Here is a 14209-nt window from a genome sequence, read left to right as displayed (position 1 = left end):
GGATTTTTGAGAATTCCAGAGATATTAAAATTAAGAATTTGATATAAATAAATATTAAATTTTTATTCCAACTATTTATTGATCAAATAACAATCAAATGTACGAGATTTCTTATGATCATGTAAGCCAAAGATTATACCGTTAGATTTTTGAATAACTATAATTTTCTCATACACCAGTATTTCGATAATCCATTATTTTTATTGAGTTTAAAATTCTAGCCATGATTATTTTAGACGACAAAACCAATAGATAGGCTTACTTTAAAAATGGTGTACACACAAATCCCCACCTTTGAGATGAGGCCCTTAAAGGTGGGGATTTTCTTTTCAACTTGAATTAGAGGAAAAACAATGAATATCATCAAGAATTTTTTTATTTTTGCTCTTTCTGTAATAATTATTTCTCTAGTTATAATCGTGTTTGACAAGATGGGAATGAACCAAAACTTTAATTTATTCTTTTCCTCACTCTTATACTCTGTATTTATCACACTGTATTTTAAAAATTTTTTGGTCAGTCTTCTATGCTTTTCTGTGTTTTACACGATACTATTCCTATTAAGTCATTCTCTAGAAGTTTTGTTGATGCTTTTGACTTCACTATCTACACTAATTTTAATTGAAACGCTTATGCCAAAACTAAAAAAGAATGTAGTAATCCCACTTTATAAAACTGATGCTTTTTAATTTCTTAGTCGGTATTCGAATACAAGGCTGATAGACGCATTGAAAATTTAAGGTCGAATCACTTTAATTAAAAAAGCCCTCATCAGAGGACTTTTTTAAAATTATTCAGTTCATTCTTAAGTTAATTTTTTTAACGTCTATCGATATACTCTAAATACCCTCTGCCAATAAGATCTTTCCCTTGGAACATTCCTTGCCACTTATACGAAGAAACATAACCAGCCGCTAAACCATAGCAATATGCGGTATCTACTTCTGCTCTGATTTCTAAAATCTTCAAATTATCGTGATATGCAATCCATTCAAATGTTTCTGGTACATACATGCTATAACCATCAGGTGTTATCTGAGGTTCAACCTTATTCTTAGTAACTTCAAACCTTATATCACCATTAAATTGAATTGAAGTACCATCGATATGACGGTAATAGACTGATGTTAAAATAGGTTGATCTTCATAACAAATAAAAGCCAGCACCAATTGCTGTTCATCATCTAAGTTAATTACTTGATAACTGAAAATCTTTACAGGAATTTGGATAGCATTTACTAATGTTTGATTTTTTAGCATTGATGTTGCTATAGCTTTCCATGATTCAAGAGTGCAAAGCCCATTTACTTCCATACTTTCATCATTTTGAATCATTCGTCCTTCATATTTCATCAATACACTGAAATGCTTGTATAAAGAACCATATGCAAACCATGTGATTGCTCCGGTAGGTACCAAATGTATTTCAATTTGCAAATCTTTTCTTTTTGTAGTTAGAAGAAACCCATTGTCAATTTCTGTGAGAGAAGTTTCATTGTTAAAAATGACAGAAAATGGCTTTTCACTAAACTGTATATCATCAACTATCGAATATGTTTTAAATGCTTCTTCAGTAGAAGATAAAGCTGTCCCATGGACCAATGAAGCGGTATCACCTTTTCCTCTAATGGACATTTGATATTCTGAGTCTGTTATCGGAAAGCCAACATAACCTATCACTGAAGCCCAAGAGAGATAACGATATGGTTCAGGCAAGTCTGGTACCATGATCCCGTAATGTGTACTTCCATATCGCTTATAGTCAATATGTGGGCTTAATTCAAAAGCTTTAGGAAGTGTACTCTGTTTCTTTGGGGTTACAGCACCTAATAAATATCCTGAAAACTTAGCTAATTTGCTATTAACTATATCTTTAATGCCCTTTGGCCCTAAATGACTTGAAGCTAACATAAACATTTTTAAATGGGTTACTTAAAATTAAAATTAGTTCTATATTAGAACTTACAACCAGTTTTATTAATGTTAAATGAGGACAGAACAAATACCTTTTTCTTCTTTTCTTGCTCAGAGCTACACTTTTTAGGAACGCCTTATGTTAATTTATTTAGACAGTGAAACTTATAGTCACATGATATAAAAATGTTGTATTTATTATGAAAAATAAGGATGTATGTATGAACTCGTTTCAATTTCAAACTGTTCCGAACATCATTGCGGGGCTTGGTTCAATACAAGAACTTAAAAGTGTTTTAACACAACAAAATTATCATAAGGCATTGATTGTAACCGATGCAGGAATGATACAACATCAATTGCATCAACCCATTTTAAAAATTCTGAATCAGATTAGTCTTGAATACATTATTTATTCCGATATCCAAGCAGATCCACCAGAACATATTGTGCTGGAAGCTGTTGATTTTGCGAAACAAGAAAAGATAGATGTGATCATCGGTTTTGGTGGCGGTAGTTCAATGGATGTGGCCAAAATCATTGCCTTGCTGGCACATCCTGAACAACAACAAAACCTCAGTGAAATCTACGGCGTAAACCAAGCCAAAGCCCCGCGTTTACCACTGATTCTCATCCCGACCACAGCGGGCACAGGTTCAGAAGTCACTCCCATTTCAATTGTGACTACAGGTGCAACCACCAAAATGGGCGTGGTTTCACCCATTTTATATGCCGATGTTGCCATTTTAGATGCGACTTTCACTCAAGGTTTACCTGCGCATCTTACTGCGGCGACAGGCATCGATGCCATGGTGCATGCCATTGAGGCTTATACCTCAAATATTAAAAAGAATTTTTATGCCGATATGCTGGCTAAAAATGCATTGAAATTACTTAATCATAATTTAGCCAAAGTCTTGAAAAATGGGGCTGATTTAGAGGCACGCCAAAACATGTTGGTGGGCTCTATGTTAGCTGGTCAAGCCTTTGCTAATGCCCCCGTTGGTGCGGTACATGCCCTCGCATACCCATTGGGTGGGCATTTTCACCTTTCGCATGGACATACCAATGCATTGGTACTGGTTGAAGTTTTAAAATTTAATGCACCCAAAGCCAAACAACACTATGCAGAATTGATGCAATTACTAGACCCTCGAAGTACGGGTTGTACCGATGGCCTTTGCGACCTGTTTATAGACCATATGCAGAATCATCTGGACCAAAGTGGCTTAACCTTGAAGTTAAAAGAACTCGATATTGCTGAAGCGAAATTACCACAACTTGCCAAAGATGCCATGCTGCAAACTCGACTGTTGCAGAACAATCCAAGAGAAATGACCGAACAAGACGCATTACAGATCTATCAGGCGATTTATGCATGAGCAAACCGACTTTAAAACGACGCGAACAATTTAAGTTCTTTTTTCCAATCCAGACCCGTTGGGCCGATAATGATATATACGGCCACGTCAACAACGTGACTTATTATAGTTATTTTGATACTGCAGCCAATTCATTACTGATTCAGAAAACAGGTTTCGATATTCATCACAGTGAAATTATTGGTCTAGTGGTTGATTCGGCTTGTAGCTTTCAACAGGAACTGTCGTTTCCAGAAATCATTGAAGTAGGTGTAGCGATTGGCAAAGTAGGAAACTCATCACTTAGATACGAGTTGGCGATCTTTAAACAAGGTCAGCACGAGGCTGCTGCTCAAGGACATTTTGTCCATGTCTTTGTGGATCGGGTAAGCCGAAAAAGCACCACCATTCCAGAAGCGATGCGGGACGTTCTAAACCACTATTTATTGTAATTTCAGATCGTAGAAATAAACATGCCGCAACATTGTATTGAACGATGTTACGGCAGGCCATGATCAATCTAAATCATTAGATATGTGGTAAAGCATAAGGCACAATATCTTGGAAGGTACGACCATGCACATTTTCACCAATCGCATGCATTTTCCATGCATCATTGTGGCGATAAATTTTTGCAATAATCAAACCAGTATGTGCGCCTTGTGAAGACAGCTTATAGCTTGCAATTTCCTGATTGCTGGATTGATCCACCAAACGACAGAATGCATTTTCAACTTTCTCAAATGTCTGTCCACGGAAACTGCTCACAGTAAATACCAACGATTTTACTTGTGCTGGAATCTGGTTCAAATTAACACGAATGACTTCATCATCACCATCGCCCTCGCCGGTTAAGTTATCGCCAGAATGGTGGATACTGCCATCCTTACTTTGCAATTGACCAAAGTAAACCACATCCAATACTTGTTTGTTATCATCAAATAAAATGACAGAGGCATCAAGGTCAATATTCCCACCGCCCCCACCAAAGCCGAAAAAGCCTTTGCTTTTCGCAACGTCCCAGCCCACACCTAAAAAGATTTGTTGTAAGCTGCTGCCATCTGCTTTTTGCAAACTAATTTTTTGGCCCTTTTCTAAATTAATTCCCATGTGTTTTTCTCCTCTAGATAAAAATGATTGTTTTAATTGGATTGATTACGGTTTAAATTTAACTTCGAGCTTAACCATTGCAGGAAATTGTTACGGTTTCGAGAACAAATCACCACCTTACCTTGGCCGGAAAAACGTAATACCATCCCTTCGCCACTGGTCACACTATTGACCAAATTGCCAAGAAAACCACTACTCTGTGAAGTAGAAACGGATAAATTATAATTTAAGCGTGAATCCCAACAGACCACATGTCCATTATCAATAATCACTTCTTTGTTTGGTTCAACCTCAAGCTCAAACAAGGTGCCACAACCAGACACCACCACTTGGCCTTGCCCGCTGGTTTCCATGACCAAAAAACCACCTGTATTACCAAAAAATGCACCACCCAGACTGCTGTTTAAACGAGCTTTGACTTCAACTGAGTCATGTGCCGCCACGAAAGCCCCGTCACTCAGCAAATACTGCGTCGCACCGACATCTAAAATCTGCATATCCCCATCCAACGCTGCGGATAACAGACAGTCACCATCACCGCGTACAGCTTCAATATGCTGCTGAAACAACGATTCATCATTGGCAAAACGACGTAATAGGGATTGCATTAAACCACCTTGCAAACGCCCTTTTAACTCCAAAGGCGCTTCCATCATCACCATGGCATTACTTTCGCAATAGATTTTGTCGCCACGGCGCATGGATACATGCAGGAACGGTTCTGGTGAACCAACTAAGCTAAACTGTGCCATTATTTATTCCTTTTAATTTCTAACAATCTGATGTTGCTTTGCAGCGATTAACCAATCAGGGAATTCTTGTAATAACAATTCATATAAACGTTCATCTGAAACACTATCAATGCGGTCTAAACTAAAGAAATTACAGTTATCGACAATTCGACCTGACATTTCATCCAGCTTTTCTAGTGCACCATAATCTCGCCCGCCAATCCCGACAAATTGCCAGAAAATAGGCAGTTTGGCTGCTTGGGATAATATTTTCTGCATTTGTCGACGGCTGCCCACGCCACCATCCGAAATAAATAAAACATAAGTCGGGATTTGATCTTTGAATTTTTGGAAATAATTAATCACAGCTTCAATTGCTGGAATTTCCTCATTATAACGTGCCCCCACTTGCCAGTTTTTCCAGCCACGTTGGGTGGTATTAATGAAATCATTGACATTGTCGAGCGTCACATCATCTAGTTGTGTCGTTTTAGCAGCAAAAGCCCAACACTCAAAACTGCCATCATCATCAAAATGAATGGCCAGTGGCATTAAGCGATTCACCACCTTTTGCACATCACCGCGGCGATATTGCCCATCCATTGAGCCAGATGCATCCAAGACCAGTGCCACGCGTGCGGTTACACCCAGTAAGTTTTTCTTTTCCAGTTGGACCAGTGATTTTTTGGTCAGATCGATAATGGATGCATTGCCCGTTTTTCCGGCCTTTTGCAAAGATAATTTTTTCTTTAAATCGATATTCGATTGTGGTGTTACTGGTGTCGACTGTTGTGCTGTTGGCTCTTCGGCAACCTCTCCACCAAAATGTTGAATTAAGGCAGCAAGACCTGCATTAAAGCCTTGTCCAATAGCGGCTAAACGCCAAATACCGTCTTTTCGATAAATCTCAATCAGCATGGTGGCACGTTCTTGATCAAAGATGCTGCCATCTAACTTCAGTTCAGCAATCGGCTGTAACTGCAAGTTAAGAATTTGAATCGTCGCTTGCTGTAATTGCGACATGACATTCTGTCCATCAATTGCAGCGGTCAAAACCAGATGTTGAATATTTGCAGGTAGTTTTGCAGAATCAACTAAAAAACGGCTGCATTTATTGTGATTTTCAATCAGACGAACCGCTTGGCATGGCGTTTCAGGCTGATTATAAAAGGTCATGTATCGCTCATCACTCAAACGATACTGCGGATCAAGCCCAAAACTGGCGATATCTAAATCAAAAGCGGCTTGATATTGAATCTGGATATAAAAAGAGGATTGCCCCTGTAAAACATCATTTAATTTTATTTTTTGTCCGCGAACTAAATTCAACATATTCAGGAATAACCTATTTTTATCATTTATAAATATCGAAAAAGAAGATAGTGCCTAAACACTATCTTCCACAGGCATCTTAAACAGAAACACCATAAGAAGCGGCTAATGGCCCTAAGCCACCAGCAAAACCTTGACCGATTGCGCGGAATTTCCACTCGCTACCGTGTTTATAAAGTTCACCAAAGATCATTGCAGTTTCAGTGCTGCTGTCTTCAGACAAGTCATAACGTGCAATTTCAGTCCCCCCCGCATCGTTAATTACACGAATGTAGGCATTCGCAACTTGACCAAAGTTTTGGTTACGGGTTTGACCATCATAAATCGTAACCGCAAAGATCACTTTTGCAACGTCAGCTGGAACTTTGCTTAAATCGATACTTAGGGTTTCGTCATCACCATCGCCTTCGCCTGTACGGTTATCACCATTGTGAACCACAGAACCATCAGATGACTTTAAGTTATTAAAGAAAATAAAGTCATTATCAGCACGAACCTTACCACCTTCATTGACTAAAAATGCAATTGCATCTAGGTCAAATGCAGCACCATCAGTTACGCGAGGATTCCAACCTAAACCAACAGTTGTTTTTGTAATGCCAGGCGCTTCTTTGGTTAAGCTAACGTTGCCGCCTTTGGTTAAACTAATTGCCATTCGAGTTTCTCCTTATTAAATTTCAACTCATTGTTTATTTCATTTGAATCATGGACATCATATAAATGATGTATCCATACATTTTTATCAAGCTTGTGTTTGTTGTTTACTGTAAGCAATTGAAGATAATACAGCCCAAATAATGAATGCAATACCAATCAAGCCTGTTACAACTTCAGGCACATGACCACCTGTTCCGGTATAAAGCATAATTGCAGCTAAAGCACCAATCGCATAATGTGCGCCATGCTCCAGATAGATAAATGCTTCTAGTGTGCCTTTCTCAACTAAATAAATCGTCATCGAACGGACAAACATTGCACCAATGGCCAGACCGAGCATAATCACAACCACATCACTTGTGATCGCAAATGCACCAATCACACCATCAAAACTAAACGAAGCATCTAATACCTCGAGGTAAAGGAAACCACCAATGCCTGCTTTGACGATATTACTTGAAGTACCAGTAACTGGTTTTTCATCGGCTTCATCATCTTCGCTGCTGCCTTCAAGCAAATGACCCAATACCTGTACACCGATATAAACCACGATGCCCCAGATCCCCGCGACAATCACAATCAGTTTTTGTTGCTCAGGTACAAAAGCAGCCATAGTCAGTAAAGCAATCAGTGACACGAATACTGACATCGCAGGAATATTTGCTAGATTCGATAAATGGGTTTCCAGCCAATGGAACCAGTGCGTATCTTTACCATCATCAAACAAGAAGTTTAAGAACACCAACAGTAGGAACATCCCACCAAAGGCTGCAATTTCAGCATGATGTGCAAGTAACTTTTCTGAATAAGTTTTTGGATCATTCAGTGCCAGTTTCGCAACCTCAATCATTCCCATGTCAGCGGTTACACCAACAATTAAGAGTGGGAAGATTAAACGCATACCAAATACAGCAACTAAAATACCAACGGTAAGAAATAGTTTTTTCCAGAACTCGTCCCAGTTTCTGAGTACTGATGCATTGACAACAGCATTATCAAAAGACAGGGATACTTCCATGACCGCTAGTACTGTCGTAATCAATAAAACTTTAAGCATCATCGAGAAACCAGCATTTGGGCCATGCGTAAAGCCCCACCATGCTGATAACCCTAGACAGATTACTGTAAAAATAATTGAGAAACGAAAATGTTTCATTTTTTTCCTTTTCTAAACAGCTTTAAGCTATTCATCATTTATGTGTTGAAATGAGAACCTTAGCCGACCTGAATACCATATTGTTGGCACATTGCAGCAAGCCCACCAGCATAGCCTTGACCAACGGCTTTAAATTTCCATTCGCCATTGTGGCGATAAACCTCGCCAAACACCATGGCAGTTTCAGTCGAATAATCTTCTGCCAAATCAAAACGAACCACTTCTACATTGGTGTCTTGGTTCACAACACGAATAAAGGCATTGGCAATCTGACCAAAATTCTGACCACGTGTTTGTGCATCATGAATGGTCACGGTAATCGCAATTTTTTCAATTTCAGGTGAGACTTTTGACAGATCAACCAATAAGGTTTCATCATCACCATCGCCTTGACCTGAACGGTTGTCACCCGTATGTTCGACTGAACCATCTTGAGATTTAAGTTGGTTGTAGAAAATAAAGTCGTGATCACCACGTACTTTACCTGTTGCAGTTAATAAGAATGCACTCGCATCCAAGTCAAATGCTGCGCCATCAGTCGCACGCTCATCCCAGCCCAATCCAATTAAAATACGAACTAAATTTGGATCTGTTTTACTTAGGGATAAATTTCCACCTTTATTTAAACTAATTGCCATTTTGTTTTTTCTCCTCGTTTGAACACTTAAAATTCAATGGTCTTAATAATGTCTACATAGATACGAAATTGTTGTTATCTAATACATGATTAAATATCAACTTTATTTACTGCCTGCAACCCAGCGCAGACCAAAACCAAAGGCTTGGTCCAACTCCTGATGTCCAGGTACATAGCGCACGTGACGTTGTACTTGAATACTACCGCCTTGATTCACCAATTCAACAATTCCACACATCCCCAAAGGCTGCCCTTCAGTTAAACGGATTTCAATCGGTGGTTGATCTGGAACATAAATGGTGACCACAGCATCTGTTTCAGCCCAGTTCGGGACACCTTCATAAATAAAGGCAAACAACACTACACGGCGAATCTGCGACCAGTGCTGTCCATTAATTCTGAGCCACTCACCCTCTGTTAATGCACCAGTACGGTCATCCGCAGAAAGTTGGATAAAGGGGAAGCCGTTAAAATCACCAAATCGATTACCTAAAGCCTGAATCACCGATTTGCTACCATCTTGCATCTCGAATAGGCAACCCAAATCCAGATCAATACCTTGATTTTGGTTGAGCAGCTTTTTAAAGAAACCAGCTGACTGAGCTTGTTGAGTCCGTTGGTTCCAATTCAGATTAATTTTAATCTCACCAAAACCGTGAGCCTGTTTCTGTAAATTAATCTGGCTATTGCGTTTATCTAAGGTAATTTTGCTTAAATTAATTCTAGGCTGTGGTACTGGCGTAGGTACAGGTTGAGGCACTGGCTCAGGCGTTGCAGCTTGATCACTAATTTCTACGCCAAAATGTTCAGCTAGCGGTTTTAAACCACCATTGAACCCCTGATTGACAAAGCGGAATTTCCACTGCTCTTTATGACGATAAACTTCGGCCAAAATCAGTGCTTTTTCAGTCTTTTCAGCACTTTTTACCGTTGCTGTTGCCGTGAGCTGTCCGTTTTCCCATAATTCAATCTGAATATCTTGAATCGCATTGATTGCACCTTGCCCATCAATCGTTGCACACATCGCAAGCTTGCTGATATCCGCATCGAATAATTGAGTGTTCAGATTAAATTGCGCAATATACGGGGCTTTTGTGGTTGCCTCGACCAATTCCACACTACGGTTCGGTGTCTGCTTTTGCCCATAAAAGATCATGTCCGCATCACCACGAACCTTCGCCTGAGCATTCAAGACATAGGCGGTGACATCTAAACCGATATGCGCCGCTAATGTGGTTTTAATTTTCACTTGGCACTGTGACTGGCTCAATGCCAAATTGGCTCCTGTAATCAGTTGTTGCATCGATTATTCCTATATTTTTTGATTTTTATACTTTTAGCCCAAACACTTTTGCCCGTTCTAAAATCCGTTCCGCCCAACGACGATGGGTTGCAGGTTCAAGCATACTGCCATGACAGGCAAATACAGCCTTGCTGCCATCCTGTAAAATACCCTGCGCTTGTTTCAACTCGATTTCATTGACCTGATAAGCCTGATGTACAATCGAGATCTGTGCAGGATGAATCACAGTTTTACCCGACAAGCCATGCTGTAAATCCAGATATAATTCATCCTGCAATAATTTCACCTGACTAAAATGCTCACAGACAGGTGCACTCAGTGCAAAACCATAAGGTAAAAACTGACCTGCTAGATTTGCAATGAGTGTGCCGATGGGCGTTTGGTATAAGGTCATATCACTCGGCCGACGTAAGGCCAAACAATTGAGTAAGTCATTGCCCCCAACCCGAAGTACCAATACTTTATGAAATTCTGGCAAGGCTTGTCTCAGCTCTTTCATTTGCCCCATGTCAAAACTATCAGCTGTTTCAAGCGTAGGCATATAATGAAGATCTGGTGGAAGAACGCTAAGCCATTGCTTAAAGCTGGCTAAACCAAATTTCGGCAATACCATGCCATCTAAAGCGGTGATTTCTTGCCATTCTGCTAACTCAGCGGCCATTGCAAGGTGACGAGGGCGAATAAATACTTTTGGATGTTGTTCAAGGCGCTGTTGCTGTTGAATTTGCTGCAACAAGTGTTTGAGATTTTGTTTAGCAAACTCAATTTCCTGTTCAGTGATCGCATCTTCCAGACAGATCACCAAAGAGCGCAACTCTGGATATTTTTCACCCTTCACCACAGCCCATAAATCTGGACGCGTGGCAGGCATGTATAATGTTGCCCCTAAAGATAATGCAGATAACATAAAATTATCCTTTCCCCAATTTTTGAATCAATGTAATCGCTCTATACGGCGCAATTTGATCACCAACCACTTGTACCGGTGTCTCAGTGACTTGCGTTAAATAACGCAATAAACGGGTATCGGCATCATCGGCGTCGCGAAGTAAGACCAGATCAGGCACTCGTCTTAAAATCGCTCGGGTTGCTTCAGCAATACTCGGTTTTATCCGATTTATATTTTGAATGTCGTATTCTTGAGCCAGTTTCTGTACCACTTGCTGGCTTTGATTTTGTTGTTCCTGTTGTTGTATTTCTGCCCAAACTGCATTGGGCTGTGGATTAAGCTGGGTGCGAATCTGGTTGATGCGCTGAATAAATTGCTGCGAAGTATCAAATTCTTTTAAATGGCTATATTCGATACAGCGATGCCATTGATCGATATTCTCGGCATTGATTTCCTCGGCACTCAAGGTTTCACCTTCACAAATACTGCGGGAAATAAGGCCCGAAATAGTCGACCCCAAAATACCTGACGGAATCAACCAATCTTCACCACTGGCCGCCAACCATGCACAACCGGCAATATCCGACAAGACCACCAACGGTAAAGGCCGCCCAGCAAAACGCGCATCATTGCCTAAACTACGCTGCAATTCTTGACGAATCGCGCCTTTACCCGTCCAACCATCCACAAATACAATCGATTGGTGTCCATGTTTGGCAATAATGGTTTCCAAGGCAGCAAAATCGATACCACGGTCTCGAATAATACTGATGCCATAATGTACACAATCACGACCTAAATCCTGTACCGCATGATAAAGCAGTACACCTAAGGGTACGCCCGCACGTACAAAACTCACCAATACAATTGGTTCCTTGAATTGTGCAACCAAAGCTTGTGCCAACTGCTGAACTTCTCGAGCCAAACGCTGTTGCCCTTGCTGCATGGCCTGTTCAAACAACTGTAAATGGCGTTCGGTCGGTGCACTCTCCAAACTGATCATTTGCGAATAATGCTTTTCGCCCGATTGAATCAGGCGTTCTTTTTCGATGGTATCGGTTGGTTCAATATGCGTCCGTTTAAGTAAAAAAGTCACTTGTTCTGATTGATAACTACCGCTAAACCCTTGTTTTAAAATTAATTCATTTGCTTTATCTTTATTGATAATCGCCATAATATCCTTCTTGTTTATATTGCTGCGTCAAATTATGTTTTACCCAACGATTCAATTGACTGTGATTCGGCATGCCCCACCAATGACATAGATTCAAAAACTCCACATCGGATAAACTATCGCCAAAACCGAGAATCGGACGTTGTTGAGACGCAAACTGTTGCAATAAAAAACGGGCTGCATTGGCTTTGCTTACAGGTTCGGGAATCAAAGCCAAATTATTGCCATTTAAATGAAAATAGAACCCATCTAATACATCTGGACTTAAGCTATTTAATAGTTCTGGTAAGAAATTCGGTGCATAAGGATTATCATTTTCGGTATTTTGCTTGGCCACCACGTATAAACCTAAACCTTGCTCTTCGACCACCCAAGTACGGATAGAACCAAAATGGGTTGCCTGTTGCTGTACCACCTCAATTAAAGCCTGTTGCCGTGCTTGATAAGGGGCCAATGCATGTTGCATCTGTGCATGCCAATCCAGATTTACACTGAAATCTGCATTCAGTACCGTACCGCCATGAGAACAAACTGCTCCATACTGAAAAGGTAAATGTACCCGAGACAATGCCTCTGCACTTCGTGCTGTGACGGGAATCAAATGTGTACTATGCAACAACCACTGCACAAAGTGCTGCTGAATCGGGTTCATATACGCCAATGCTTGTCCCTGTTTGTCCGTGGTGACCATTTTAAAGTCAGCTTGGGGAACAATACGGCGATGGGTCTGGAATAAAGTATCATCCAGATCAACCAACATGAGCGGCGTTGCAATATTTGGCGCGTCAAATAAGAAATTAGTCATTCGCACTACACAGATTAAAGGTTTGATGTGGGAATTCTACTGCGCTGATAACTTCAGCATTTGGAATCGCGTCTAATAGGCTATCGGCGACTGACTCAGCACAGGTTTCCACTGTAATAAAGATTCGGTCATACTCTAATGGATTGATATTGTAGACAAAGTTCTGAATACCTAAGCCATAGTTATCTGAAAAAGCTAAAGCAGATTGAATTGCATGCCCTACTGCAATCGGTGAGCGGGTGATCGCACTAAATTTCACCTCTGCGCCCTGACGCTGCAAATCTTCAGCCAATAAGAATGAAGACCAGACATATTCACCGCTTCCTAATACTAAAATCCGTTGCTGAGGTTCGACCTGCAAACGAATATAGGCAGAAGTATCCTGAATCGGTAAACGTCCCCAAGTCGGTTCAGACAAGGTCGCGTACTCACCAAATGCCACGGTATCGACTTTGGGCATGTTGATCTGTGGTGGATTTTCGGCATCCTGCCACTGCCATTTACCCGTCATCAACGCCACGGACTGACAATCTAATCCAGCAATATGAATACCTGATGACCAATCTGCCAAAGTAGCCGTCACAATATGGGAAATTTGATCAAAGCCAGCCGCTTGTAGTGCAGACACTAAATTGATAAAGGTTTTCCCTGTAGAAGCTTCATCATCAACCAATACGATACTTTTGCTGGCTAAAATTTTCTTTTGGATATCAGCATCAGGAGATCCATACAGCAATTGATCTTGGGCATGGCTATGTTCTTCTAAAAAGCGAGCCAATAACGGTGCGCCTTCAACAGGATGACGAGTCGTGGTGACATACAGTGCATCTGGATAGCGTTCTTGCAGGACTTGATGTACACCTGCGCCTAAACCTACCGCGGTTTCTGCCATCCCAATCACCAAGATTGGCTCAGGTAAATCACTCGGAATCAGTTGGGCTAAATCAGTAAACGCATGGCGCATCACCTGAGGACTGACTGGAATATGTCTCCCCAAGACTTTTGAGACAAATAAAAAAGCTCTCTTCGGATTTATTCGTTCAGCAAAACCGAGTAAATCCTGCCATTTCCAATGGCTATTTTCATCGGGCTTTAAATCCAATTTGCCACGTTGTAATTCAATCTCAATCATATAATTCT

Annotated in this window: 15 protein-coding genes; 3 read left to right on the top strand and 12 right to left on the bottom strand. The window is 40.5% G+C overall.

Going from position 1 to position 14209, the window contains the following annotated elements:
* The first annotated feature begins 353 nt into the window (after positions 1 to 353).
* Positions 354 to 689: a hypothetical protein gene (locus B2727_RS14975; RefSeq protein WP_005203261.1), complete on the top strand. Its 336-nt coding sequence runs from the start codon at positions 354 to 356 to the stop codon at positions 687 to 689.
* A gap of 130 nt (positions 690 to 819) precedes the next feature.
* On the opposite strand, the gene B2727_RS14970 is transcribed toward B2727_RS14975, so the two are convergent.
* The gene (locus B2727_RS14970; RefSeq protein ID WP_033133107.1) at positions 820 to 1911 is read right to left on the bottom strand and encodes a DUF6670 family protein; all 1092 of its coding nucleotides are present in this window, start codon (positions 1909 to 1911) and stop codon (positions 820 to 822) included.
* 224 nt (positions 1912 to 2135) lie between these two features.
* On the opposite strand from B2727_RS14970, the gene B2727_RS14965 reads away from it, so the two are divergent.
* On the top strand, positions 2136 to 3296 hold the full coding sequence (locus tag B2727_RS14965) for an iron-containing alcohol dehydrogenase (protein ID WP_033133015.1): 1161 nt from the start codon (positions 2136 to 2138) through the stop codon (positions 3294 to 3296).
* On the top strand, positions 3293 to 3727 hold the full coding sequence (locus B2727_RS14960; RefSeq protein WP_004807599.1) for an acyl-CoA thioesterase: 435 nt from the start codon (positions 3293 to 3295) through the stop codon (positions 3725 to 3727). Before B2727_RS14965 ends, B2727_RS14960 begins: the two co-directional genes overlap by 4 nt.
* 76 nt (positions 3728 to 3803) lie before the next feature.
* Here B2727_RS14960 and B2727_RS14955 read toward each other — a convergent pair whose 3' ends face one another.
* The 11 genes from B2727_RS14955 to B2727_RS14905 all read right to left on the bottom strand — a co-directional run bounded on the left by B2727_RS14955 (position 3804) and on the right by B2727_RS14905 (position 14201).
* Entirely contained in the window at positions 3804 to 4385 is a 582-nt protein-coding gene (locus tag B2727_RS14955; protein ID WP_004807602.1) for a TerD family protein, read from the bottom strand.
* Between the two features lie 32 nt (positions 4386 to 4417).
* The gene (locus B2727_RS14950) at positions 4418 to 5137 is read right to left on the bottom strand and encodes a TIGR00266 family protein (protein ID WP_033133014.1); all 720 of its coding nucleotides are present in this window, start codon (positions 5135 to 5137) and stop codon (positions 4418 to 4420) included.
* 12 nt (positions 5138 to 5149) lie between these two features.
* Positions 5150 to 6448, bottom strand: a complete 1299-nt coding sequence (locus B2727_RS14945) for a VWA domain-containing protein (RefSeq protein ID WP_033133013.1) — start codon at positions 6446 to 6448, stop codon at positions 5150 to 5152.
* Positions 6449 to 6527: 79 nt separating this feature from the next.
* On the bottom strand, positions 6528 to 7103 hold the full coding sequence (locus B2727_RS14940; RefSeq protein WP_004653185.1) for a TerD family protein: 576 nt from the start codon (positions 7101 to 7103) through the stop codon (positions 6528 to 6530).
* A gap of 87 nt (positions 7104 to 7190) precedes the next feature.
* Positions 7191 to 8261, bottom strand: a complete 1071-nt coding sequence (locus B2727_RS14935) for a DUF475 domain-containing protein (RefSeq protein ID WP_005203250.1) — start codon at positions 8259 to 8261, stop codon at positions 7191 to 7193.
* A gap of 59 nt (positions 8262 to 8320) precedes the next feature.
* Entirely contained in the window at positions 8321 to 8899 is a 579-nt protein-coding gene (locus tag B2727_RS14930; protein ID WP_033133012.1) for a TerD family protein, read from the bottom strand.
* 102 nt (positions 8900 to 9001) lie between these two features.
* Positions 9002 to 10201, bottom strand: a complete 1200-nt coding sequence (locus tag B2727_RS14925; protein ID WP_033133011.1) for a TerD family protein — start codon at positions 10199 to 10201, stop codon at positions 9002 to 9004.
* Between the two features lie 25 nt (positions 10202 to 10226).
* Positions 10227 to 11108 carry an HpcH/HpaI aldolase/citrate lyase family protein gene (locus tag B2727_RS14920; protein ID WP_033133010.1) on the bottom strand — a complete coding sequence of 294 codons (882 nt, stop codon included), beginning with the start codon at positions 11106 to 11108 and terminating at the stop codon, positions 10227 to 10229.
* A gap of 4 nt (positions 11109 to 11112) precedes the next feature.
* Entirely contained in the window at positions 11113 to 12264 is a 1152-nt protein-coding gene (gene stiP, locus B2727_RS14915) for a cysteine protease StiP (protein WP_033133009.1), read from the bottom strand.
* Positions 12248 to 13069 (bottom strand): HAD hydrolase family protein, encoded by an 822-nt coding sequence (locus B2727_RS14910; RefSeq protein WP_005203240.1) that lies wholly within the window; start codon positions 13067 to 13069, stop codon positions 12248 to 12250. Before B2727_RS14910 ends, stiP begins: the two co-directional genes overlap by 17 nt.
* Positions 13062 to 14201, bottom strand: coding sequence for a phosphoribosyltransferase domain-containing protein (locus tag B2727_RS14905; protein WP_033133008.1), 1140 nt, complete (start codon positions 14199 to 14201; stop codon positions 13062 to 13064). The genes B2727_RS14910 and B2727_RS14905 overlap by 8 nt, the downstream gene beginning before the upstream one ends.
* Positions 14202 to 14209: the final 8 nt, after the last annotated feature.

This window comes from Acinetobacter sp. UBA991, assembly GCF_002292065.1.
GTDB lineage: Bacteria > Pseudomonadota > Gammaproteobacteria > Pseudomonadales > Moraxellaceae > Acinetobacter > Acinetobacter higginsii.
The sequence above is the reverse complement of the archived record's forward strand: the minus strand, read 5'-3'. Positions and strand labels throughout refer to the sequence as shown.

Coding starts and splice junctions, on each gene's coding strand:
- B2727_RS14950 (WP_033133014.1), bottom strand. CDS start 5,137: ATGGCACAGTTTAGCTTAGTTGGTTCACCAGAACCGTTCCTGCATGTA.
- stiP (WP_033133009.1), bottom strand. CDS start 12,264: ATGGCGATTATCAATAAAGATAAAGCAAATGAATTAATTTTAAAACAA.
- B2727_RS14925 (WP_033133011.1), bottom strand. CDS start 10,201: ATGCAACAACTGATTACAGGAGCCAATTTGGCATTGAGCCAGTCACAG.
- B2727_RS14975 (WP_005203261.1), top strand. CDS start 354: ATGAATATCATCAAGAATTTTTTTATTTTTGCTCTTTCTGTAATAATT.
- B2727_RS14970 (WP_033133107.1), bottom strand. CDS start 1,911: ATGTTAGCTTCAAGTCATTTAGGGCCAAAGGGCATTAAAGATATAGTT.
- B2727_RS14910 (WP_005203240.1), bottom strand. CDS start 13,069: ATGACTAATTTCTTATTTGACGCGCCAAATATTGCAACGCCGCTCATG.
- B2727_RS14935 (WP_005203250.1), bottom strand. CDS start 8,261: ATGAAACATTTTCGTTTCTCAATTATTTTTACAGTAATCTGTCTAGGG.
- B2727_RS14945 (WP_033133013.1), bottom strand. CDS start 6,448: ATGTTGAATTTAGTTCGCGGACAAAAAATAAAATTAAATGATGTTTTA.
- B2727_RS14930 (WP_033133012.1), bottom strand. CDS start 8,899: ATGGCAATTAGTTTAAATAAAGGTGGAAATTTATCCCTAAGTAAAACA.
- B2727_RS14965 (WP_033133015.1), top strand. CDS start 2,136: ATGAACTCGTTTCAATTTCAAACTGTTCCGAACATCATTGCGGGGCTT.
- B2727_RS14920 (WP_033133010.1), bottom strand. CDS start 11,108: ATGTTATCTGCATTATCTTTAGGGGCAACATTATACATGCCTGCCACG.
- B2727_RS14955 (WP_004807602.1), bottom strand. CDS start 4,385: ATGGGAATTAATTTAGAAAAGGGCCAAAAAATTAGTTTGCAAAAAGCA.
- B2727_RS14905 (WP_033133008.1), bottom strand. CDS start 14,201: ATGATTGAGATTGAATTACAACGTGGCAAATTGGATTTAAAGCCCGAT.
- B2727_RS14940 (WP_004653185.1), bottom strand. CDS start 7,103: ATGGCAATTAGTTTAACCAAAGGCGGCAACGTTAGCTTAACCAAAGAA.
- B2727_RS14960 (WP_004807599.1), top strand. CDS start 3,293: ATGAGCAAACCGACTTTAAAACGACGCGAACAATTTAAGTTCTTTTTT.